26 protein-coding genes and 1 other annotated feature are annotated in these 23,146 nt (G+C 51.9%); of the genes, 25 read left to right on the plus strand and 1 reads right to left on the minus strand.

The window, feature by feature from the left end:
• Positions 1-16: 16 nt before the first annotated feature.
• The 20 genes from BZJ18_RS04005 (at position 17) to pseI (ending at position 16,199) form a co-directional block, all read left to right on the plus strand.
• Positions 17-514 (plus strand): peptidylprolyl isomerase, encoded by a 498-nt coding sequence (locus tag BZJ18_RS04005; RefSeq protein WP_077455432.1) that lies wholly within the window; start codon positions 17-19, stop codon positions 512-514.
• A gap of 65 nt (positions 515-579) precedes the next feature.
• Complete coding sequence (gene lpxH, locus BZJ18_RS04010; protein WP_077455433.1) at positions 580-1,314, plus strand: UDP-2,3-diacylglucosamine diphosphatase; 735 nt, start codon at positions 580-582, stop codon at positions 1,312-1,314.
• Positions 1,315-1,343: 29 nt separating this feature from the next.
• Positions 1,344-1,820, plus strand: a complete 477-nt coding sequence (locus BZJ18_RS04015) for a YchJ family metal-binding protein (protein WP_077455434.1) — start codon at positions 1,344-1,346, stop codon at positions 1,818-1,820.
• A gap of 81 nt (positions 1,821-1,901) precedes the next feature.
• Positions 1,902-2,108 (plus strand): hypothetical protein, encoded by a 207-nt coding sequence (locus BZJ18_RS04020; protein WP_077455435.1) that lies wholly within the window; start codon positions 1,902-1,904, stop codon positions 2,106-2,108.
• A gap of 161 nt (positions 2,109-2,269) precedes the next feature.
• Positions 2,270-2,408 (plus strand) — a sequence feature (His leader region).
• A gap of 34 nt (positions 2,409-2,442) precedes the next feature.
• Positions 2,443-3,339, plus strand: a complete 897-nt coding sequence (gene hisG, locus BZJ18_RS04025) for an ATP phosphoribosyltransferase (protein ID WP_077455436.1) — start codon at positions 2,443-2,445, stop codon at positions 3,337-3,339.
• A 6-nt stretch (positions 3,340-3,345) separates the two neighbouring features.
• Positions 3,346-4,662 carry a histidinol dehydrogenase gene (gene hisD / locus BZJ18_RS04030; protein ID WP_077455437.1) on the plus strand — a complete coding sequence of 439 codons (1,317 nt, stop codon included), beginning with the start codon at positions 3,346-3,348 and terminating at the stop codon, positions 4,660-4,662.
• A 2-nt stretch (positions 4,663-4,664) separates the two neighbouring features.
• On the plus strand, positions 4,665-5,717 hold the full coding sequence (gene hisC / locus BZJ18_RS04035) for a histidinol-phosphate transaminase (protein ID WP_108743114.1): 1,053 nt from the start codon (positions 4,665-4,667) through the stop codon (positions 5,715-5,717).
• Positions 5,718-5,728: 11 nt separating this feature from the next.
• Positions 5,729-6,796 (plus strand): bifunctional histidinol-phosphatase/imidazoleglycerol-phosphate dehydratase HisB, encoded by a 1,068-nt coding sequence (hisB, locus tag BZJ18_RS04040; RefSeq protein ID WP_077455439.1) that lies wholly within the window; start codon positions 5,729-5,731, stop codon positions 6,794-6,796.
• On the plus strand, positions 6,796-7,395 hold the full coding sequence (hisH, locus tag BZJ18_RS04045) for an imidazole glycerol phosphate synthase subunit HisH (RefSeq protein ID WP_077455440.1): 600 nt from the start codon (positions 6,796-6,798) through the stop codon (positions 7,393-7,395). Before hisB ends, hisH begins: the two co-directional genes overlap by 1 nt.
• Before the next feature lie 6 nt (positions 7,396-7,401).
• A complete protein-coding gene (hisA, locus tag BZJ18_RS04050; protein ID WP_077455441.1) occupies positions 7,402-8,139 on the plus strand; it encodes a 1-(5-phosphoribosyl)-5-[(5-phosphoribosylamino)methylideneamino]imidazole-4-carboxamide isomerase in 738 nt (245 codons plus the stop codon).
• A complete protein-coding gene (hisF, locus tag BZJ18_RS04055; RefSeq protein WP_077455442.1) occupies positions 8,121-8,894 on the plus strand; it encodes an imidazole glycerol phosphate synthase subunit HisF in 774 nt (257 codons plus the stop codon). Before hisA ends, hisF begins: the two co-directional genes overlap by 19 nt.
• Entirely contained in the window at positions 8,891-9,514 is a 624-nt protein-coding gene (gene hisIE, locus BZJ18_RS04060; protein WP_077455443.1) for a bifunctional phosphoribosyl-AMP cyclohydrolase/phosphoribosyl-ATP diphosphatase HisIE, read from the plus strand. The genes hisF and hisIE overlap by 4 nt, the downstream gene beginning before the upstream one ends.
• A 205-nt stretch (positions 9,515-9,719) precedes the next feature.
• Positions 9,720-10,262, plus strand: coding sequence for a hypothetical protein (locus tag BZJ18_RS04065; protein WP_021022339.1), 543 nt, complete (start codon positions 9,720-9,722; stop codon positions 10,260-10,262).
• A gap of 62 nt (positions 10,263-10,324) precedes the next feature.
• Complete coding sequence (locus tag BZJ18_RS17245) at positions 10,325-10,489, plus strand: hypothetical protein (protein ID WP_158011251.1); 165 nt, start codon at positions 10,325-10,327, stop codon at positions 10,487-10,489.
• 158 nt (positions 10,490-10,647) lie between these two features.
• A complete protein-coding gene (gene pseB / locus BZJ18_RS04070; protein WP_077455444.1) occupies positions 10,648-11,643 on the plus strand; it encodes a UDP-N-acetylglucosamine 4,6-dehydratase (inverting) in 996 nt (331 codons plus the stop codon).
• A gap of 12 nt (positions 11,644-11,655) precedes the next feature.
• The gene (pseC, locus tag BZJ18_RS04075) at positions 11,656-12,801 is read left to right on the plus strand and encodes a UDP-4-amino-4,6-dideoxy-N-acetyl-beta-L-altrosamine transaminase (RefSeq protein WP_077455471.1); all 1,146 of its coding nucleotides are present in this window, start codon (positions 11,656-11,658) and stop codon (positions 12,799-12,801) included.
• Between the two features lie 3 nt (positions 12,802-12,804).
• Entirely contained in the window at positions 12,805-13,509 is a 705-nt protein-coding gene (gene pseF, locus BZJ18_RS04080) for a pseudaminic acid cytidylyltransferase (RefSeq protein ID WP_077455445.1), read from the plus strand.
• Positions 13,506-14,600 carry a UDP-2,4-diacetamido-2,4,6-trideoxy-beta-L-altropyranose hydrolase gene (gene pseG, locus BZJ18_RS04085; RefSeq protein ID WP_077455446.1) on the plus strand — a complete coding sequence of 365 codons (1,095 nt, stop codon included), beginning with the start codon at positions 13,506-13,508 and terminating at the stop codon, positions 14,598-14,600. The genes pseF and pseG overlap by 4 nt, the downstream gene beginning before the upstream one ends.
• Positions 14,591-15,166 (plus strand): UDP-4-amino-4,6-dideoxy-N-acetyl-beta-L-altrosamine N-acetyltransferase, encoded by a 576-nt coding sequence (pseH, locus tag BZJ18_RS04090; protein WP_077455447.1) that lies wholly within the window; start codon positions 14,591-14,593, stop codon positions 15,164-15,166. The genes pseG and pseH overlap by 10 nt, the downstream gene beginning before the upstream one ends.
• Positions 15,153-16,199: a pseudaminic acid synthase gene (gene pseI, locus BZJ18_RS04095; RefSeq protein ID WP_077455472.1), complete on the plus strand. Its 1,047-nt coding sequence runs from the start codon at positions 15,153-15,155 to the stop codon at positions 16,197-16,199. The genes pseH and pseI overlap by 14 nt, the downstream gene beginning before the upstream one ends.
• 81 nt (positions 16,200-16,280) lie before the next feature.
• Here the strand turns inward: pseI and icd are convergent, their stop codons facing one another.
• Positions 16,281-17,531 (minus strand): NADP-dependent isocitrate dehydrogenase, encoded by a 1,251-nt coding sequence (gene icd, locus BZJ18_RS04100; protein WP_077455448.1) that lies wholly within the window; start codon positions 17,529-17,531, stop codon positions 16,281-16,283.
• Positions 17,532-17,766: 235 nt separating this feature from the next.
• On the opposite strand from icd, the gene BZJ18_RS04105 reads away from it, so the two are divergent.
• The 5 genes from BZJ18_RS04105 to BZJ18_RS04125 all read left to right on the plus strand — a co-directional run bounded on the left by BZJ18_RS04105 (position 17,767) and on the right by BZJ18_RS04125 (position 23,146).
• A complete protein-coding gene (locus BZJ18_RS04105) occupies positions 17,767-18,414 on the plus strand; it encodes a pseudouridine synthase (protein WP_241824913.1) in 648 nt (215 codons plus the stop codon).
• 312 nt (positions 18,415-18,726) lie between these two features.
• Positions 18,727-19,836: a tRNA 2-thiouridine(34) synthase MnmA gene (mnmA, locus tag BZJ18_RS04110; protein WP_077455473.1), complete on the plus strand. Its 1,110-nt coding sequence runs from the start codon at positions 18,727-18,729 to the stop codon at positions 19,834-19,836.
• Between the two features lie 13 nt (positions 19,837-19,849).
• Positions 19,850-20,494 carry a high frequency lysogenization protein HflD gene (hflD, locus tag BZJ18_RS04115; protein WP_069587346.1) on the plus strand — a complete coding sequence of 215 codons (645 nt, stop codon included), beginning with the start codon at positions 19,850-19,852 and terminating at the stop codon, positions 20,492-20,494.
• A gap of 25 nt (positions 20,495-20,519) precedes the next feature.
• Positions 20,520-21,887, plus strand: a complete 1,368-nt coding sequence (gene purB / locus BZJ18_RS04120; protein WP_077455450.1) for an adenylosuccinate lyase — start codon at positions 20,520-20,522, stop codon at positions 21,885-21,887.
• A gap of 110 nt (positions 21,888-21,997) precedes the next feature.
• Entirely contained in the window at positions 21,998-23,146 is a 1,149-nt protein-coding gene (locus tag BZJ18_RS04125) for a ribosomal protein uL16 3-hydroxylase (RefSeq protein ID WP_077455451.1), read from the plus strand.

Genomic DNA, 23,146 nt, shown 5'->3' on the forward strand with positions numbered 1-23,146 from the left:
ATGACAGGATTACATCATGGTGACTCTTCATACCACGTTCGGTGACATCAAATTACGCATGTTTGCGGACGAAGCACCGGCTACGGTCGAGAACTTTTTACAATACTGCCGTGACGGCTTTTACAACGGAACCCTGTTCCACCGCGTGATTGACGGCTTTATGGTCCAAGGCGGTGGCATGGCCTCTGGCATGGAAGAAAAGCCAACCCGCGCACCGATTAAAAACGAAGCGGATAACGGCTTAAGTAACCGTACTGGCATGCTTGCGATGGCGCGCACCATGGAGCCGCACTCAGCAAGCTCGCAGTTTTTCATCAACGTTAATGACAACCTGTTCCTCGATCACAAAGCTAAAACGCCAGATGGCTGGGGCTACTGTGTATTCGCAGAAGTGGTTGATGGCATGGACGTCGTGAACAAAATTAAAGGCGTTGCCACCGGTAACTGGGGTTATGTCCACCAAGACGTGCCGGTTGAAGAAGTCTTGATCGATAGCGTGACTATCGAAGACTAAGCCGCACTCGTCAACAAGGGTAGCTCAGGCTACCCTTTCTTTTATTACCATCATAAAGCCAACGCATGCCACATACCCTCTTTATTGCCGATCTCCATTTAAGCCCAACGCGGCCTGATATTACCGACTGCTTTGAACGTTTTATGCAGCAGGAAGTGATACACGCCGACGCGCTCTATGTACTCGGGGACTTATTCGAAGCATGGATTGGTGATGATGATAACAGCCCGTTTCACCAACAAATTAAAGCGGCGTTTTCTGCGGTGACGGAGCGCGGCGTGCCGGTGTATTTTATTCATGGCAATCGCGATTTTTTGATTGGTCAACGCTTTGCTATGGAAACCGGCGTAACCCTGTTAAACGAGCTTGAGTGCATCGATTTATATGGCACCCCTACCCTGATCTTACACGGGGATACCTTGTGTTTAGAGGATGTTGACTATCAAGCGTTTCGCCGCAAAGTCCACCAGCCTTGGTTGCAGCGACTCTTTTTGTGCTTGCCGCTAACATGGCGCCGTAAGATTGCGGCCAAAATGCGCGCAGGCAGTGCCAATGCCAACCAGCAAAAGTCATCCACCATCATGGATGTGACGCCACAAGAAGTGCAGCGCCAGTTGGATAAAGCGGGAGTCACTAACATGATTCACGGCCATACTCACCGCCCTCATATTCATCAGTGGCACCAACACGGCACCGCGTACCAACGGATTGTGTTAGGCGACTGGTATGATCACGGTTCTGTCTTGATGTGTAGTGCCCAAGGGTGTGACTTACAAACCCGCAACTTTATCCATCGTTAAGCCATTCAGCCTATTGTTAAGAGAAAGCTATGCAAACTGACTTGTGCCCTTGTTGCAGTCATAAAACCTATCAAGACTGTTGCGCCCCTATTCACCAAAACCCTGCCAATGCGTCTCATCCTGAGCAATTGATGCGCGCTCGTTATAGTGCACACCCCAAAGGCTTGGTGGATTTTATTGTTGCGACCTATCACAGTGAATGTGGCGCCAGCTCGTTTCGTGAAGACATTGCCACCATGACTCAACATCAGTGGCAGTCTCTCGAGGTGCTAGATAGTGAGGTGTTGCAACAAGGTGAACTTGGCTTTGTGACCTTCAAAGCTCACTTTATTGCCGACGGTGAGCCTCAGTGCCTGTTCGAGCGCTCTCGTTTTGTCAAAGAAACGATCGATGGACAGCTTCAGTGGCGATATATCGATGGTGTCTTCCCCGGTCATGTCAAAGCGGGACGTAATGACCCCTGCCCGTGTGGCAGCGGACGCAAATTTAAAAAGTGTTGTGGCTAACCCACCCTAAGCTGCTCAAAAAACAATCAAGCTTTGCGTTCTCTGGTCGATACTCTAATTAAGACGCTAGGAGGACGCACTATGAATTGGCTTGGCAACCTAAGTCCTGTGTACCGAAAGCCCTCTGCACCACCCACCAAAGTTTGGGCGATTAAGAAACAGGCTAGCATTGAAGAGCGCAAACAACGCCGCTTGGATGACACATCGGATCATGATGCGTCACCAAAAGCTGAAAAAGAGAACGCGCCACGCAAAAAAGATGATGGCTCGCTGGATGTCTACGTATAGGCGCCACCGTTTGATTCGGCGTCACCGCTCACCGCTGTAGGCGGTGAAAAAATCTCCATATTGGGAGTTGCAATCTAAGCTCACTTTGATATTGTCGAAAAAGAGACGAGATTGACCAACGTAAATGGACATCAAAAAATGACTTCAACGCTAATGACAATGCATCACCACCATCATCCTGACTAGTCTTTCGGGAAGAATGGTTTCGACTGGAAGACGAGTAACAAGCGCTTCCGTCGGTCATTAGCCAGCTAACAAATTCAGACCCTCGGGAGCACCGTCTTCCGAGGGTTTTTTCTTTTTTAGCTTTTCATTTTTAGACAAGGAAGCACACATGCAAACACAACGCCTACGTATCGCCATCCAAAAAAAGGGGCGCCTCGCCAAAGAATGCCAAGAGCTGCTTAAACGCTGCGGGGTAAAAATCAATTACACCGGTGAACGTTTAGTGGTCCACGCCGAAAACATGCCTCTCGATCTGCTGCTGGTCCGTGACGATGATATCCCGGGCCTTATCATGGACGGCGTGGTTGATTTAGGGGTAATTGGCGAAAACGAACTAGAGGAAGTACGCCTTGAGCGCATCAAGCTGGGCGAGCCTAGCCAATATCAACTGCTGCGCCGACTCGATTTCGGCGGCTGTCGTCTCTCCATCGCTCTCGATAAAGACCAAAGCTATAACGGCCCACAAGACCTGGCCAACCAACGCATTGCCACCACCTACCCCAACATCCTTAAAGCCTATATGGACAAACAAGGTGTGAGCTTTAGCACTTGTATGCTCAATGGCTCAGTCGAAGTCGCGCCGCGTGCAGGGCTCGCTGATGCGATTTGTGATTTGGTCTCAACGGGCGCCACCTTAGAAGCGAACGGCTTGAAAGAAGCGGAAGTCATTTTCCGCTCCAAAGCGGTATTGATCCAGCGCGAGGGCCGCTTCAGTGACGAAAAAACCGCATTGATTGAACGCTTGCTCACTCGCATGCAAGGGGTCATCCAAGCCAAAGAGTCTAAATACATCATGCTCCACGCGCCAAACGACACCCTAGAGCAAGTGGTCGAATTACTCCCCGGCGCGGAAGATCCCACCATCTTGCCGTTGGCTCACGAGAAAAACCGTGTTGCTGTGCACCTTGTGAGCACCGAGAATCTGTTCTGGGAAACGATGGAAAAATTGAAGCAGTTGGGCGCAAGCTCAATTTTGGTCCTGCCGATTGAAAAGATGATGGAGTAAGTCGCCATGCGTACAGTAGTCTGGAAATCACTCGGAGAGTCACAAAAAGAAGGCTTAATGCGCCGCCCAGCAATCACAACCGGCGCCCAAACCCAAGCGAGCGTCGCGGAGATTATCGCCGATGTCCGTGAACGGGGAGATGATAGCTTAAAAGCATTGACCCAAAAGTTTGATGGTGTCGAACTGGATAGCATCAAACTCGACAAAGGGACCTTGGCCGAGGCTGAAGCGCGCTTGGGAGAAGATATCAAACTCGCCTTACGCCAAGCCTACGATAACATCAGCACCTTTCACCGTGCGCAAAAAGCGCAGCCGTTAAAAGTCGAAACCATGCCAGGGGTGGTGTGTGAATCCATTACCCGCCCGATTAACCGTGTGGGGCTGTATATTCCCGGTGGCAGCGCGCCTTTGCCTTCTACCGTATTGATGTTGGGCGTACCCGCACAAATTGCCGGCTGTCGTAAAGTAGTGCTGTGTACCCCGCCGCCGGTGGCCGATGAAATTTTATACTGTGCCAAACTGTGCGAGATTGATGAGATTTATACCCTGGGCGGCGCACAAGCGGTGGCGGCGATGGCCTTTGGCACCCAAAGCGTGACCAAGGTGGATAAAATTTTTGGCCCGGGTAATGCCTATGTCACCGAAGCCAAACGGCAAGTGAGCCTGGCCGCCAATGGCGCAGCCATGGATATGCCTGCTGGCCCCTCGGAAGTGTTAGTGATTGCTGATGCTGGCGCAGATCCGGACTTTGTTGCCGCTGATTTACTCAGCCAAGCGGAGCACGGCCCCGACTCGCAAGTAGTGCTAGTGACCCCCGCGCCAGAAATGGCAGAGAAAGTGGCGGATGCAGTGCAGCAGCAATTAACCACGCTCAACCGCGCTGCGATTGCCAAACAAGCGCTGGGCAGCAGTGTGATTATTATTGCCGACACCCTCACTCAGTGCGTGTCGATTTCTAACCGTTATGGGCCAGAGCACTTGATTGTGCAAACTCAACAGCCAAGGGACTTATTGCCCCTATTGGATAACGCTGGCTCGATTTTCTTGGGCGCATACTCGCCCGAGTCTGTGGGCGATTACGCCTCTGGCACCAATCACGTGCTCCCCACTTATGGTTATACGCGCACCTACAGCAGCCTTGGGCTGGCCGACTTTACCAAGCGAATGACAGTGCAACAGCTTAGTGACACGGGTTTGCAAACACTGGGCCCAACAGTGATGCGTATTGCCGAAGCAGAAGGCTTGGATGCTCACCGCCAAGCGGTCGAAATTCGTCTGACTAAACTACAACAAACTCAAGCCTCAGAGGACTCGTTAGCATGAGTATCGAAAAACTCGCCCGTGAGCAAGTACAAGCGCTTATTCCCTATCAGTCAGCCCGCCGTATCGGCGGTAGCGGGGATGTCTGGCTCAATGCCAACGAGTCACCCTTTGACAATACTTACACCGTAAGTGGACAAGGGCTCAATCGCTACTCCAGCTGCCAGCCGGCATCATTGATTAATGCCTATGCAGACTATGCCGGCGTAGCAACGAACCAAGTCATCACCACTCGTGGCGCCGATGAAGGGATTGATTTGTTGCTGCGTGCCTTTTGCGAACCAAACCAAGATAGCGTGCTAATTTGCCCGCCTACCTATGGCATGTATGCGGTCAGTGCGGAAAACCAAGGGATCGCGACCACCCAAGTGCCTCTCACCGCGGACTGGCAGCTGGACATGGCAGGAATTGATACCGCCTTGGTGGCAGATGCCAGCATCAAGCTTATCTTCGTGTGTAGTCCCAATAATCCGACCGGCAATCTCATTAACCGCGACGACATAGAAGCGCTACTTACCCGCACTCAAGATCGCGCGATTGTGGTGCTGGATGAAGCCTATATCGAATTTAGTCCAGAAGCGACCTGCACCGACTTGCTCGCACGCTTTGATAATCTGGCCATTTTGCGCACCCTATCAAAAGCGTTCGCTCTGGCGGGACTGCGTTGCGGCTTTACCCTCGCCAATCCCGCTATTATTAACTTGATGCTCAAGGTGATCCCGCCGTATCCCGTGCCGGTCCCGGTGGCAGAGATTGCCGAGCAAGCGCTCTCAGAACCTGGCTTGGCGCGGATGAAATATCAGGTTTTGGACTTGACCGCCAACCGTGCCTATTTGCAAGCCGGCCTCAGTATGCTGCCCGGCATCAAGGTACATCCAGGATTTGGTAACTACCTGCTGATAAGCCTGGACGACACCGATGCGGTGTTCGAGCACTTGGGTAATGCGGGGATTATTGTGCGCCGTACCGCAGTCGAGAACAGCTTGCGCATCAGTATTGGTAACCGTGACGAATGTGAAAAAGTGTTGGCTTTTATCCGCCAGCAGCTCAGTGAATAAGGACAACCACTGTGAAAAACAAGATTTTATTTATTGACCGTGATGGCACCCTAATTGTGGAGCCGCCTGAAGATTATCAAGTAGATCGTCTGGATAAATTGGCCTTTGAGCCGGACGTGATCCCCGCACTACTTAGCCTGCAAGCGGCGGGCTACACCTTGGTGATGGTGAGCAATCAAGATGGTTTAGGGACCGATAGCTTCCCGCAAGCGGACTTTGATGCACCACACAACATGATGATGGCGCTATTTCGCTCACAAGGGATCCATTTTGAAGACGTGCTGATTTGTCCGCACTTTGATAGCGACGACTGTAGCTGCCGCAAGCCCAAATTAGGCTTGGTAAAAGACTATCTGCAGCAAGGCCGGATTGATTTCGCTCAATCGGCGGTGATTGGCGATCGCGACACCGATATCACCTTAGCCAACAATATGGCGCTACAAGGGATCAAATATCAGCGTGAGGTGATGGGCTGGCCACAAATTGTCGAGCGTCTCACCCAGCAGCCGCGCATCGCATCGGTGACTCGCACCACCAAAGAAACCGACATTCAGGTAGATGTTAACCTGGATAAGAGTGGCGGTAGCCGCATTGAAACCGGACTGGGCTTTTTTGACCACATGTTGGATCAAATCGCCACCCACGGCGGTTTTCAGCTGAGCGTTGGCGTTAAAGGCGATTTGCACATCGATGACCACCACACCATTGAAGACACCGCCCTCGCCTTGGGCGACGCGCTTAAACGGGCGCTGGGCGATAAGCGCGGCATTAGCCGTTTTGGATTTAGCCTGCCGATGGATGAGTGCTTGGCGCAATGTGCGTTAGATTTATCCGGACGCCCCTATTTGAAATTTGAGGCCAGCTTCCCGCAGCCACAAGTGGGCGATATGTCGACCGAAATGGTCGGGCATTTTTTCCGCTCATTGACCGACACCTTGGCCTGTACTCTGCACCTGACGGTGTCGGGCGAAAACACCCACCACTTGGTAGAAAGCTTATTTAAAGCCTTTGGCCGCACCTTGCGTCAAGCCATCAATGTCGAGGGCGACGCCCTGCCAAGCAGTAAAGGAGTCTTATAATGAGCAAACACACCGTCATTATCGATACCGGCTGCGCCAATGTGTCCTCGGTACGCTTTGCTGTCGAACGCCTGGGGTATCAAGCCACACTAAGCCGCGACCCGGACGTAGTGCTAGGGGCAGATAAGCTCTTTTTGCCCGGCGTCGGCACAGCCAGCGAAGCGATGAAAAACCTCACCGAGCGCGGCTTGGTGGATTTGGTTAAGCAAGTGGAGCAACCGCTACTGGGAATTTGTCTTGGCATGCAAATGCTAGGCACGCGCTCGGATGAAGGCGATAGCCCGGTTGAGTGCCTTGGCCACATCCCCGCGCCGACCAAGCTAATGGATACCGCTGACCAGCCTTTACCTCATATGGGTTGGAATCGGGTCGCCACCGTCAATGACCATCCCTTATTCGACGGCATTCCCGCTGGCAGCTACTTCTATTTTGTCCACAGTTACGCGATGCCGGTCGGTGATTACACCTTGGCACAATGTCATTATGGCCATGCGTTCAGTGCGGCTATCAATCAAGGCAACTACTACGGGGTTCAGTTTCACCCTGAGCGCTCGGGCAAAGTGGGTGCGCGTTTGATTCAGAACTTTTTGGAGATGTAAGCAAGGATGATTATACCAGCACTCGACTTGATAGACGGCCAAGTGGTGCGCCTTTATCAAGGGGATTATCAGCAAAAAACCGACTACGGTTTTGACCCGCGTGAGCAGTTTGCACGTTACCATCAAGCGAGCGCGGATTGGTTGCACCTCGTGGATTTAACCGGCGCTAAAGATCCCACCGCGCGTCAGGTCGATTTAATCACCGAGATTTTGCAATCAACACCTGCCAATATCCAAATTGGCGGTGGCGTGCGCACCGAAATGGACGTGATTGAGCTGCTAAACACCGGTGCGCAGCGCGTAGTAATCGGCTCTACCGCAGTCAAATCCCCCGACTTGGTTAAAGGCTGGATGCAAACCTACGGCCCTGACCGGATTGTATTGGCACTCGACATTCACATCGACAGCGACGGGACGCGACGCGTGGCGGTGTCCGGCTGGCAACAAGACTCCGGCGTCACCATTGAAGCGCTCCTCGACGATTATTTGTCCGTCGGGCTCAAGCATGTGCTATGCACCGACATTTCCCGCGATGGCACCTTACAAGGCAGCAATGTGGCGCTTTACCGCGACTTGTGTCAGCGCTATCCGAGCATTGCATTTCAATCATCAGGCGGYATTGGCMGTCTCGARGAYATTCGCGCCTTRCGCGAYACCGGCGTSGCAGGCGTGATCGTCGGCCGCGCCCTACTGGAAGGYAACTTTAGCGCAGAGGAGGCGATCGCATGCTGGCAAAACGGATAATTCCTTGTTTGGACGTCCGCGACGGACAAGTGGTTAAAGGCGTGCAATTTCGTAATCACGAAATCATCGGCGATATCGTCCCGCTCGCCAAACGCTACGCCGAAGAAGGCGCTGACGAGCTGGTGTTTTATGACATCACCGCCTCCAGTGACAGGCGGGTGGTCGATAAAAGCTGGGTCAGTCGCGTCGCGGAAGTCATTGATATCCCCTTTTGCGTCGCCGGTGGAATTAAATCCGAAGCCGATGCCCAACAAATCTTGGAATTCGGCGCGGATAAAATATCGATTAACTCACCCGCCTTGGCCGACCCGAGCTTGATCACGCGACTAGCCAATAAGTTTGGCGTGCAGTGCGTGGTGGTTGGGATTGATTCCTTCTTCGATGAAGCGACTGGGCACTATCAGGTCTATCAATTTACCGGCGATGAAAGCCGCACTCAGGCCACGCCTTGGCAAACCGCGGCCTGGGTTGAGGAAGTCCAACAGCGAGGCGCGGGCGAAATCGTACTCAATATGATGAACCGCGACGGCGTGCGCCAAGGCTATGACTTAACCCAACTAAACATGGTGAGAGAGCGCTGTCAGGTGCCCCTGATTGCCTCCGGCGGTGCCGGTGAAATCGCGCATTTCGCCGACGCCTTTTTACAAGCGAATGTCGATGGCGCACTGGCCGCCTCGGTGTTTCACAAGCAAATCATCGCGATAAGCGAATTAAAACAAACATTAAAACAACAAGGGATCGAGGTAAGAGTATGACGGCAGCGTGGGTAGAACGTATCGATTGGGAGAAAAACGCCGGCTTGGTGCCTGCGATTATCCAACACAGCGATAGCGGCCAAGTGTTAATGCTGGGCTACATGAATGCCGATGCACTGAACACGACGCTCGAAACCGGTCGCGTCACCTTTTGGTCACGCAGTAAATCACGCCTTTGGGTAAAAGGCGAAAGCTCCGGTCATGTGTTAAGCCTTGAGCACATTGCACTCGATTRCGATCAAGACACCTTATTGGTCACGGCGACGCCTCACGGGCCCACCTGTCACCTCGGCACGACCACCTGCTTTGACAGTGACAATAAACCGCCACACACCGGCCCCGGCTTTTTATCGAGCCTAGAGCAAGTACTTGCCAGCCGCAAAGACGCCGCGCCTGATGACTCTTACACCGCGAGCTTATTTGCCAAAGGCACCAAACGTATCGCGCAAAAAGTGGGGGAAGAAGGCGTCGAAGTCGCCCTCGCTGCCACGGCAGGCGATAAAGCCGAGCTATTAAACGAAAGCGCCGACTTGCTTTATCACCTGTTGGTATTACTGCAAGACCAAGAGCTTAGCCTCCATCAAGTGACCGAAGTCCTCGCCTCTCGCCACCAAGGCTAACGGCCACGCACGTTAGCGTAAACAAAGCTCCTTCAAAGCGCTGCTCAACTGCGGCGCTTTTTGCGACTGACATATCAATAAAGTACTAGCATCCGCCGTCTATCGCTTTTAACCCATAAAAACAAAACGCCACTCTGATACTATCGCTCCTTAAGTATTCAATATAAAGGCACAATTCGAGAAGCCTTAAAACATCAATGCCTCCATGAGAAAACAGCTTATTACAGAGAAATACCGCTCACTAAGGCTGGCTGTACTGAAACAAACGCAAAGCGAGTTTGAGCAGCTTCAACCTGATTTAATTGACTGTATCTCGTTAACYGAAATCAATGAATTAGCGCTTGTTGCTCAAAACCAGTGGCATCCCTCACCGGTTCGTCAGATTGGCTGGGATTGGCGACAAATACTGCAACAGTACCGCAGAGATCATATGGCTAGATTAGAGCTGGCGATATGGCACCACCAGGATCTTAGTGGCCTAATGATCGGGAAAGCGAGTGAGGGCAGACTAGTTGTAAAAATCAACTATATTCAAGGAGGAGACGCAGTAAACCCCTTGAAAGGTTATATTCTTCCCATCGCCTCGCGATGTGCCGAACTGTTCGCTGCTGCTATCAATGCCGGATGGATTGGAATCCAAGATCCAATAGAGAATGAAGACTTACTCCATTACTATCACCTATTAGGTTTCAATCAACGCGATCCATTCGATCCAAGAAACAATGCATTGTTCAAGCGTATCAGCTGAGCACTCAGCAGCTTTGCAACCCCATTTTATTCGGTTATAATTACATCAATATGGAGGTACGTATGACACAATTAGCGACAAAAAAAACAGATGACTTTGATTTGGAAAAAGCGCTTAAACGTATGCAATATCATGCGGATAAAACTCGCTTATCATTCGATAAAGCACTGAAAGTCAAATCACCAAAGACACTGTCTGGCCGCCTTGCTGGTCCAGCGAAAGCATAATTGTTATCGCTTTTTGCCTACGCGCTCACTTATCACCACGCATTATAAATTTTAATCAGCGACCACTCATTATCACCAGAACGACCTAGCAGATCGCCAAATCCTGCTCAGATCAGTTAAACTGCCTGTATTCCCGACAGTTAGTGACAAGGCGTCCTATGTTTAACGGCAAATCCATTCTGATCACCGGCGGTACTGGTTCTTTTGGTAAAAAGTACGTCCGCACCCTGCTTGAACGCTATCAACCACGTCGCCTCGTGGTGCTCTCTCGCGATGAGCTCAAGCAATATGAAATGCAGCAAACCTTTAACGCCCCTTGTATGCGCTATTTTATCGGCGATGTGCGTGATGGCGATCGTTTAATGCAAGCGATGCAAGGCATTGACTATGTGATTCATGCTGCTGCACTCAAGCAGGTACCTGCCGCCGAATACAACCCGATGGAGTGTATCAAGACCAACATTCACGGTGCAGAGAATGTGATTCGTGCCGCGATTGCCAACGGGGTGGAAAAGGTGATTGCGCTCTCGACCGATAAAGCCGCCAGCCCCAATAATCTCTATGGCGCCACCAAACTGTGTTCAGATAAATTGTTTGTCGCCGCTAACAATATGACCGGGGGCCAAAAGACACGTTTTTCGGTGGTGCGCTATGGCAATGTGGTCGGCTCGCGCGGCTCTGTGGTGCCTTTGTTTAAGAAAAAGGCAGCGGAAGGCGCGGATCATTTGCCCATTACCCACCCTGAAATGACCCGTTTTTGGATTACCTTSCAGCAAGGGGTGGATTTTGTGCTGAAAAACTTTTCGCGCATGTATGGCGGTGAAATATTTGTCCCTAAGATCCCATCGGTTCGTCTGACGGATCTCGCCAGCGCCTATGCCCCGAATACTCCCGTCAAGGTGATAGGCATTCGTCCCGGCGAGAAAATGCATGAAGTGATGTGTCCGGCTGACGATGCCCATCTGACGCTCGAATTTGCCGAACATTACGTGATTTGTCCCACCATTAAGTTCTACGATGCCGATGATGACTATCGAGAAAATGCGTTGGGCGAAAAAGGACAGCCCGTGCCAGAGGGCTTTGAGTATCAATCAGGCACTAACCCAGATGTGTTAACCGTCGAGGCCATTTTGCAACTCGACGCCGAGCAGTAAAGGAGTATGGCGTTGATCCCATACGGAAAGCAGCATCTTAGTGAGCAAGACTACGCCGCTGTGCTTGAGGTGCTAAAAAGTGATTATCTGACGCAAGGCCCGCAAGTTCCGGCTTTTGAAGCCGCCGTCGCCGAACTCACCGGGGCTGCGCATGCGGTCGCCGTCAATAGCGCCACATCTGCCCTGCATCTCGCTTGTCTGGCCCTAGAACTAGGCCCAGGCGATCGTTTATGGACCTCGCCCATTACCTTTGTCGCGTCAGCCAATTGTGGTCGATACTGTGGTGCCGAGGTGGACTTTGTCGATATCGACCCGAACACACGTAACCTATGCCCCAAGCAGCTCGCGAAAAAGCTAGCGCAAGCGGCCGCTACTCACAGCTTGCCCAAAGTGCTGGTGGTGGTGCATATGGCCGGTGCCAGTGCGCCAATGGCCGAGATTGCCGCGCTTGCCAAGCGTTATCAGGTGGCCATTATTGAGGATGCGTCACATGCGATGGGCGCCCACTATCAAGAAGCGGCGGTGGGTGGATGCCAGTACAGCGATATTAGCGTGTTTAGTTTTCATCCAGTCAAAGTGGTCACCGCGGGAGAGGCAGGGGTTGCCACTACCCAAAATGCCACATTGGCGAAAGCGCTGCGTCAGTTACGTAGCCACGGGATCACCCGTGACGCAGAAGACTGCCACGCAGCCTTGCCGCCTTGGGGTTATGAGCAGCATGCATTGGGGATGAACTACCGCCTCTCGGATATTCATGCCGCACTTGGCCGTTCACAATTAACCCAGCTTCGTTCCTTTATCACCAAACGGTTTGCACTCGCCGAGCGCTACCACCAAGCGCTGGCGGATTTGCCCGTCAAGCGACCCATTTTAGACCCTGAGTCGGCATGGCATTTGTATTTGATTGAGCTTGAGCACGCCGATACACGCCGCGCCGTTTTTGAGGCAATGCGTGCGCAAGGCATTGGCGTGAACGTGCACTATATTCCTGTGCATACGCAACCTTACTATCAGGCACTGGGCTTCCAACTCGGAGACTTCCCGCTTGCCGAACAGTATTACGCGGGCGCACTCACTTTGCCGCTTTACCCCGATTTAACCAAGCAACAGCAAGATACAGTGATTGCTGCGCTACAAAAAGCCATTGAGGACGCGTGACCGATGAATGTATGTATTATTCCCGCCCGAGGTGGCAGCAAGCGCATTCCGGGCAAGAACCTCAAACTGTTTAACGGTGCGCCCATTATCACCTATGCCATTGCGACAGCACGTCAAAGTGGGCTATTCGATCGCATCTTGGTTTCCACCGATTGCGCCGACATTGCCAGTGTGGCACGCGATGCAGGAGCTGAAGTGCCTTTTGTACGTCCCGCCGAGATTGCCGGTGATCACGCTACGACCTTGGATGTGCTTGAGCATGCGATCCTGTGGCTGAACCCGTCGCCACAGCACACGCCTTTGCACGCGGTATGCTGCCTGTATGCGACCACTCCCTTTGTCACCACGGATGACTTGCGCCAAGGCTTAGCGTTACTGAACGGCGACACTGTCAAATACAGTTTTGCCGCCACCCGCTACGCCTTTCCAATTCAGCGCAGTATTCATGTCGATGCCGATGGCAGTGTCAGCATGTTGTGGCCCGAGCACTTCACCACTCGTTCACAAGACTTACAACCGGCGTACCACGATGCGGGAATGTTTTACTGGGGCACGCCAAGTGCGTTTTTAGCGCGCGAGCCGGTTTTTGCCCCCCACTCGAAAGCCGTGTTGATCCCTCATTACCGCGTGCAAGACATTGATGAGCCTGACGACTGGCTACGCGCTGAGCTAATGTATCAACTGTTGGAGCAACAGGCCTTGCTATGAGCCATATTGCCATTCGAGTCGATGCCTCCCAAGCGATAGGCACTGGGCACGTCAGCCGCATGCACGTGTTGGCTAGCATGCTACAAACGTCGGGTCATCAGGTAACCTTGGTCTGTCGCGACTTACCCGGTAACTTGATAGCGGTCAGCCATGAACAAGGCTTAACAGTGGCGGTGTTGCCTGCTCCCAAAAACTCGCTTAGCAACACCGACTGGCTGGGTGTGAGCCAGCGGCAAGATGCCGAAGAGACAACCGCATGCGTTGCTTACCAGCCGGTGGATTTGATGGTGGTGGATCATTACGCCCTCGATGCCCGCTGGGAGCAATCAATTCACACCCAATTAGGCTGTCCGGTGATGGTGGTCGATGATTTAGCCAATCGGCCCCACGATTGCGCGTTTTTGCTCGATCAAAATCCTTGGCCTGACTTAACTACGCGCTACGCGTCACAGCTTTTGAATTCACAAACCCGATGCTTATTGGGGCCAGACTATGCACTATTGCGTCCAGCATTTGCCGCCTTACATCAGTCTCCGCCGCCGCGGGAAGATAAGGTGATCGCCTTTTTCTCCGGCACGGATCCGACCGGTGAAAGCCGTAAGCTTGTGGACGCGGTCAAACACCTAGAAGCCCTTCAACACCTAGAAGAAGGGCAGAAGCTCGAGAGATTGCCTTTCTCGCTATTAATTGTCACCGGCCGGCGTAACCCAGACCGCGATGCATTGTGTAAAAATCCTGTCCCCGATGGGGTTCGCGTAGTGGAAGCACTGTCGGACTTTGATGCCCACATGGCACGGGCACGCTACGCATTTGGGGCGGCCGGTGTAACCGCCATTGAGCGCAGCTGCTTGGGGGTCCCGAGCACCTTGGTGTGTGTGGCGGAAAACCAACACGCCATGGCCGAGTATCTCGCCGGACAGCCGGGCTATCAATACTTAGGACGCGGTGAGCACACCCGCTGGCAAGATTATGCATCTGCACTGCAGCACCTTGCGGCAAACTGGCATCAGCTTCCTGCCCTACCAGCGATCACTGATGGAAAAGGCGCAGAGCGCGTGGTCGCGGTCTTGGAGCATCACTTATGCAACTGATTTTTAAAGCGGTGAGTCACGCGGACAGTGACACTTTATGGCATTGGCGCAACCGTCCCACTGTCCGCCAGTTTATGTACACCCAGCATGAAATTAGCCATGATGAGCACAAAGCATGGTTCAGCCATATGCTCGCCAACACGCACCGTTATTTCTATATCGTTTACAAACGCGTAGACGGCCAACCGGACAAGCCACTTGGCGTGGTCAATCTTGACCTCGATAGCGAAAATAGGACAAGTGCGACCTGGGCTTTTTATGCGGCGCCGGATGCACCGCGTGGCAGCGGGGCGCTCATGGAATTTGGCGCATTAAGTTTAGCATTTGAGACCTTGGGCGTGACCCAATTGAACTGTGAGGTGCTCAGTCATAATCAGGGGGTGGTTCGGCTACATCAACGCTTTGGCTTTCGTGAAACGCCGCAAAGTCGGCAACGCACCTTTTCCCTGCCCGAGGGAAAAACAGTCGAGATTGTGTGCCTGTATTTGTCCGCGGATGAGTGGCAGCAAGGCGCCAGCGCCCTTCAAACCAAACTGAATATCGATGCGGTTTATGAACGACATTAAGATTGCAGGCCGTTTGATCGGCCCCCAGCATCCACCCTATATCATTGCCGAAATGTCGGCCAACCATAATGGTAGCCTTGCGCTTGCCAAACAAACCATTTCTATGGCCAAAGCTTGCGGTGCCGATGCCGTCAAAATGCAAAGCTATACCGCCGATACCATTACCCTTGATTGCGACCACGATGAGTTTCAGATCAAAGGCGGACTGTGGGATGGTTATAGTCTCCACCAGCTATATCGCTGGGCACAAACCCCGTTTGAGTGGCACAAGCCGTTATTTGATCACGCCAGAAAAGAAGGCATCACCTTATTCTCCTCTCCTTTTGATTGCTCAGCGATTGACTTACTCGAAGATCTTAACGCTCCTGCCTATAAAATTGCCTCGTTCGAGGCGATTGATTTGCCCTTGATTCGCTATGCCGCGCAAACCGGCAAACCGATGATCATCTCAACCGGCATGGCTGACGAGGCAGAGATTGCCGAGGCGATGGCGACCGCCCGTGATAACGGCTGTCGTGAGCTGGTGTTGCTTCATTGTATCAGCGCCTACCCCGCACCGATTGAACAAAGCCATCTGCGAACTATTCCAACCTTAGCCAGCCGCTATCAAACCTTGGCAGGCTTATCCGATCATTCGCTGACTAACACCGCCGCGATCGCAGCCGTCGCACTCGGCGCGTGCGTGATTGAAAAGCATGTGATGCTCTCTGAAGACTCAGAGGGGCCAGATGCTGCTTTCTCGCTTACGCCTCCTGCACTCAGTGCGCTTTGTGAGCAAACCCACGCGGCGTGGCAAGCGTTAGGAGAAAGCGCTTTAACTACACGAGCGGCCGAGTCGAGCAACCGTCAATTTAGGCGCTCTTTGTATGTCTGTCAGGATATCGCACCCGGTGAGCCACTGACGCCCGATAATGTGCGCAGTATTCGTCCGGGCTTTGGGTTGGCACCGAAACACTATGATACCGTGCTCGGAAAGCGCGCAACACGCGCGTTAACCAAAGGCACTCCGTTGTCGTGGGAAGATATAGACTGATAGCCTGAGTGGGTTATTCCCAAGACCACAAACAAAAAACCCGGCGAGAGTGCCGGGTTTTATCATCGTGCGATAATGCGATTACATTTGCGCAATCATGTCATCTGCGAACTCAGAGCACTTACGCAGGCTTGCACCTTCCATCAGACGCTCAAAGTCATAGGTCACTGTTTTGTTCGCAATCGCTTTTTCCATCGCTTTGATCACCAGATCAGCAGCTTCAAACCAACCCATATGGCGCAGCATCATTTCTGCAGACAGAATAAGTGAACCTGGGTTCACCTTGTCTTGACCGGCGTATTTCGGCGCCGTGCCGTGGGTAGCTTCAAACAGCGCCACACCGTCACCAATGTTGGCACCAGGAGCAATACCGATACCACCAACTTGCGCTGCCAGTGCATCGGAGATGTAGTCGCCATTCAGGTTCATGGTGGCAATCACATCATACTCCGCCGGACGCAGCAGGATTTGCTGCAAGAATGCATCCGCGATGGAGTCTTTGATGGTGATCTGTTTTCCAGTTTTTGGATTCTTCATCGTCATCCAAGGACCGCCATCAAGCAACTCAGCACCAAATTCTTCTTTGGCCACTTCATACGCCCAGTCTTTAAACGCCCCTTCGGTAAACTTCATGATGTTACCTTTGTGGACGATAGTCAGTGAGTCGCGATCGTTATCGATGGTGTACTCAAGCGCCGCACGAACCAGGCGCTTAGTGCCTTCTTCTGAGATTGGCTTGATACCCACGCCACACTGCTCTGGGAAACGGATTTTGTTGGCGCCCATTTCTTCACGCAGGAATTTAATCACTTTATCCGCTTCCGCGGTGCCTGCTTTAAACTCGACACCCGCGTAGATGTCTTCTGAGTTTTCACGGAAGATCACCATATCGGTATCTTCTGGTTTTTTCAGTGGGCTAGGAACGCCAGTGAAGTAGCGAACAGGACGCGCGCAGATGTAAAGATCGAGTTCTTGACGAAGGGCTACGTTCAGAGAACGAATACCACCACCCACAGGGGTTGTCAGTGGGCCTTTAATCGCCACTTTGTATTCACGAATAAAGTCGAGTGTTTCAGCCGGTAGCCATTGATCRTCACCGTATACCTTGGTGGATTTTTCACCGGTGTAGATTTCCATCCATGAAATCTTACGCTCACCGTTGTAGGCTTTAGCAACTGCGGCATCAACAACTTTGATCATTGCAGGGCTAACATCCATCCCGATGCCATCCCCTTCAATGTAAGGGATCACAGGGTGGTTAGGGACTACCAGTTTTGTGCCGTCGAGTGTAATTTTTTCACCTTCCGCCGGTACAACTACTTTACTTTCCATTTTAATCTCCTAGCGTCCATTTGTTATCTTTGTGTAAGATGCGCAACGAGGATACTCGAATTCATACAACACGCCAAACAGATTATTACGTGTATAATACCAAAGTCTCATTTGCCGTTTAATCTATTTGACAGCCCGTATGCCATATAAATCCCGCTCTCAGCCAGCGTCAAAGGCTGTTTCAAACACCACTGCCAAATCATCTCAACACGCACAGGATTCACGCGCGACGGCGATGACCACTAAAGTGATACTTGTTAACAAACCTTATAACATGTTGACCCAGTTTAGCGGTGAGCCCGGTGACAGCACATTAGCCGACATCGTCTCCGTAAAAGACGTGTACCCGGCCGGTCGACTCGACAAGGACAGCGAAGGCTTACTGGTGCTCACCAATAATGGTGCCTTACAAGCCAGATTAACCCAGCCTTCATCTAAATCTCCCAAAACCTATTGGGTGCAAGTTGAAGGCGAACCCAGCGAAGAGGCAATCCAAGCACTTTGCGACGGTGTCGAATTAAAAGATGGCCTCACGCTGCCTGCCGATGTCACCAAAATGGCACCACCCACCGTTTGGGAACGCCATCCCCCGGTTCGTTATCGCGCAAACATTCCTACCACTTGGTTAAAAGTGGTTTTACGTGAAGGGCGAAACCGGCAAGTACGCCGCATGACTGCACATATCGGCCACCCGACGCTGCGCTTGATCCGCGCTCAGCTGGGCCCGTGGCAACTGGAAGATTTACAGCCGGGCCAGTGGCGTGAAGTGGATCCCCCGAAAGGCTTTGAGCAATTCCCCCCTAAACCCAAAGGGCCAAAAGGGAAAGCACCACGCCGACGCACTCGCTCGTCCAAGCGCGCACCGTTGAAGAAAGCTCGATAAAGCCAAGCTTCCACAGCAACTGTCGTCACCGCTCTGAGATTGGATACCACGCATAGACACGCCGTGAATCCATCCCTGGAGGCTCCGCCGCGCCATCCATGGCGCGGAGGGTCTTTGCGCGGCACCCAATCACAGACTATGTCCGCCATTGATATTTAATCGCATCAACATAAGCTGCATCGGTCACCGTCCACGCAACTATCTATCTACTTTAGATAACGGTTAACGTGTGAGCCTTATCACATCTGTATCCGGCGATTTGATTCTGTTAAACTCAGCGTCCGTTTATTGATAGCAGCATTTGTGATCACCATGTCAGATAACAGCAGCAAAAAAGTGATTGTCGGAATGTCCGGCGGTGTTGATTCGTCCGTTTCTGCCTACTTGTTGAAACAACAGGGTTATCAGGTCGAAGGCCTGTTTATGAAAAACTGGGAAGAGGATGACAACGAAGAATACTGCTCTGCTGCAGAAGACTTGGCCGATGCACAAGCTGTCTGCGATAAGCTAGGCATTGAACTGCACACCATCAACTTCGCCGCTGAGTATTGGGATAATGTTTTCGAGCACTTCCTAACGGAGTACAAAGCAGGCCGCACGCCTAATCCAGACATTCTTTGTAACAAAGAAATCAAATTTAAGGCATTTCTCGAATTTGCCGACGAAGTGCTAGACGCTGACTACATTGCTATGGGTCACTATGTACGCCGTTCGTTCCCAGAAAATGGCGAAAAAGCACAAATGTTGCGCGGCCTAGATGGCAATAAAGATCAAAGCTATTTCTTATATACATTGAGCCATGAACAGGTCGCGCGGAGTCTGTTCCCCGTGGGCGAACTGGAAAAACCACAAGTACGCCAAATTGCTGAAGAACAAGGCCTCGTGACCGCGAAAAAGAAAGACTCGACCGGTATTTGTTTTATTGGTGAGCGCAAGTTTACTGATTTTCTTGCTAAGTACTTGCCGGCACAACCGGGCCCGATTGAAACCACGGACGGCGACGTCATTGGTGAACACCAAGGCCTGATGTATCACACACTCGGCCAACGAAAAGGGCTGGGGATTGGCGGCATGAAAGGCGGTAATGGTAGCGAAGCCCCTTGGTATGTCGTCGATAAAGATGTCGCGCGCAATGTACTGATTGTCGGTCAGGGTCACGACCATCCTCGTTTGTATTCAGAAGGCTTAATTGCCGCCCAATTGCACTGGGTCGATCGCGAAATTATCACTGAGCCACGTCGCTGTGCGGTGAAAACACGATACCGTCAGCACGATATATCATGTACTATCACGCCTATCGATAATGACACGATTAAAGTTACTTTCGATGAACCGCAAATTGCCGTTACGCCTGGCCAATCTGCCGTGTTTTATGATGGCGACGTTTGTCTTGGCGGTGGCATCATCGAGCAACGCATTTAAGGAGCCGTGATCAGTGGCAGAGACGATTTATGATCGCACCCTCGCCTTTGCGAGCATTTGTCAAGCAGCCAAGTTGGTGCAAGATGTATCCCGTCAGGGATATTGCGACCAAGATGCGCTGCGCACCAGTTTAAGCAGCATAATTGTGACCAACCCTTCCTCGACCCTCGACGTCTTTCGTGGCGAGGCGGGGGAAATCACAGGTGATGGCGAACGCGGCCTACGTATTGGCTTGGAAACACTGATCCATCAACTCGATAACGGCCGTAATGGGACGGAGCTGACGCGCTATCTCATCAACCTATTGGCTTTAGAGCGTAAGCTTGCCAGTCGCCGTGATGCGATGGCCCAGCTCGGTGATCGTATTGAAACCATCGAGCGCCAAGTCAGCCATTTCGATTTGCTCGATGAGCAGATGATCAGTAACCTTGCCAGCATTTACCTCGACGTGATCAGCCCGCTGGGCCCACGGATTCAAGTTTCTGGTGACCCTCAGCATTTACAACAAACCGGTGTTCAACATCGCGTGCGTGCCATTTTGCTGTCAGGGATCCGCAGTGCTGTATTATGGCGCCAAGTTGGCGGCAAACGCAGACACCTCATCTTTGGCCGTAAAAACATGGTTGAACAGGCCAAAATCATTCTAGCCCGTACCTAATCAGATTGAACTCAGGAGACAAAAAATGGAACTGTCAGCGCTGACTGCTGTTTCCCCGGTCGATGGCCRATATGGCACGAAAACGATTGCGTTGCGATCGATTTTTAGTGAATTTGGATTATYGAAGTATCGTACCATCGTCGAGATCCGCTGGCTGCAAAAGCTTGCTGCGACTGACAGCATCACAGAAGTGCCTGCGTTTAGTGATGAGGCCAATGCATTATTGGATCGCATTGCCGCTGAATTTAGTGAGCAAGACGCTGCGCGCATCAAAGAGATTGAGCGCACCACCAACCATGACGTCAAAGCGGTTGAATACTTTTTAAAAGAAAAAGTGGCTGACAACCTTGAGCTGAATGCAGTTAACGAATTTATCCACTTCGCTTGTACCTCTGAAGACATCAATAACCTGTCTCACGCGCTGATGCTTAAAGAAGCGCGCGATACCGTTATCTTACCTGAGATGAAGCGCCTTGAAGCGGCGGTGAAAGATCTGGCTCAGCAGTTCCGTGATGTGCCTATGCTCTCTCGCACCCACGGCCAGCCTGCGTCTCCTTCGACCATGGGTAAAGAGATGGCGAACGTTGCCTACCGCATGGCGCGCCAAATCAAACAAGTCGAGAGCACTGAAATTCTCGGTAAGATCAACGGCGCAGTCGGTAACTACAATGCGCACCTCTCAGCCTATCCAGAGATTGATTGGCACGCCTACAGCGAAGCCTTTGTCACCTCGCTTGGTATTGATTGGAACCCGTATACAACCCAAATTGAGCCGCATGATTACATTGCTGAGCTTTTTGATGCCGTCTCGCGCTTTAATACTATCTTGATCGATTTTGACCGCGATATCTGGGGCTATATTGCACTCGGCCACTTTAAGCAAAAAACCATTGCGGGCGAAATTGGTTCATCGACCATGCCACATAAAGTGAATCCGATTGATTTTGAAAACTCGGAAGGCAACCTAGGGTTGGCGAACGCGATTTTCTCTCATCTGGGCCAAAAGCTACCGATTTCCCGTTGGCAGCGAGATCTGACTGACTCCACCGTGCTGCGTAACTTGGGCGTGGGTGTAGGCTACACCTTGATTGCTTATACCTCGACCCTTAAAGGGATCAGCAAACTGGAAGTGAACCAAGCGGCGCTCGAAGCTGAATTGGACAAAAACTGGGAAGTACTGGCAGAGCCCGTTCAAACCGTAATGCGTCGTTATGGGATTGAGAAGCCGTACGAGAAGCTGAAAGAGCTTACACGCGGGAAACGTGTCGATGGTGAAGGCATGCGCCAGTTTATCGATGGCCTTGATTTACCAGAGCATGAAAAAGCGCGTCTTAAGCAAATGACGCCTGCCAATTATATTGGTGATGCGGTCAAGCTCACTGACAAACTTTAAGCAAAACGCTCCCATACCTCACGGCCTCCATTTGGAGGCCGTTTTTTATCCCCCTCGCACCGCCCCGCTCAGCGCGTTATACTGCCGCAAATTTCTTAACCTGTGATGCTATGTATCAGTTTCAATTTTCCATTGCCGACTTTATGTCCACCTATTGGCACCAAGCGCCTACCGTTATCCGCCAAGGCTTTATAGACTTCGAGGATCCCATCGACCCAGAGGAAGTCGCAGGCTTGGCGATGGAAGCCGATATTGATTCTCGCATGGTGACACACGCGAATGGGCAATGGCAGGTTGCCCACGGACCGTTTGAGGATTTTAGCGACTTTCCTGATACTCACGCGCAACTGATTGTTCAGGCAGCCAACCACTGGCACCCGAGCGCCCGCGAGTTAGCCAGTGCCTTTTCGACACTGCCTCAGTGGTTATTCGACGATCTTATGGTGTGCTATTCCCAACCGCATGGCGGCGTTGGTCCTCATATTGATCAATATGATGTCTTTATTGTGCAAGGCCAAGGGCGTCGTCGCTGGCGTGTGGGGCCCAAGGGGCAGTATCAAGAAGCCAATTTGGAAACAGGTCTCAAGCAAATTACCGGCTTCGATGCCATCATCGATGTGGTGTTAGAGCCGGGCGACATTCTTTATATCCCACCAGGCTTTCCGCATGAAGGGGATACGCTAGAGCCCTCGCTCAGTTACTCAATTGGCTATCGCTCACCAAAAGCCCGCGAGCTATTGAGTAGCTATGCCGACCAAGTTATCGTCGATGAAGCAGGCGACCATCATTTCCATTGGCCAGCCATGCAAGCACAACCCGACGCACCGGCAGCATTGGATCCACAACATCTCGCGCAAATGGATGAGATGATGATGGCGTTAATGCACGACGAAACCCGTAAAAAGCGCTGGATTGGCGAGTTTCTCTCTCAGGCTCGACACGAGCTCGACTTGCTCAGCCCCGATCCGCAGTGGCAGCCTAATAGCCTCAAAGCCGCCATGCAAGATGGGCTTTGCTTAGAAAAACTCAGTGGCTTGCGTGCGTTTTATCACCCAGACCAGCCTGAAATGATTTTTATGCTCGGTGAAAGCTTTGATTTACCAGCAGGGTGTGAGTCACTCACCCCAGCATTATGTAATCAGCGCTTTATTGATTGGGAAACCCTCGGCGATGCCGCTGACAATAGCCTGTTTTGGCCGATGCTCACGCTTTGGGTCAATCGCGGCTACTGGTATCCTCTCGAGGAAGCACCAGAGTAA

The sequence above is a fragment of the Salinivibrio sp. IB872 genome (assembly GCF_001995345.1).
GTDB classification, from domain to species: domain Bacteria; phylum Pseudomonadota; class Gammaproteobacteria; order Enterobacterales; family Vibrionaceae; genus Salinivibrio; species Salinivibrio proteolyticus.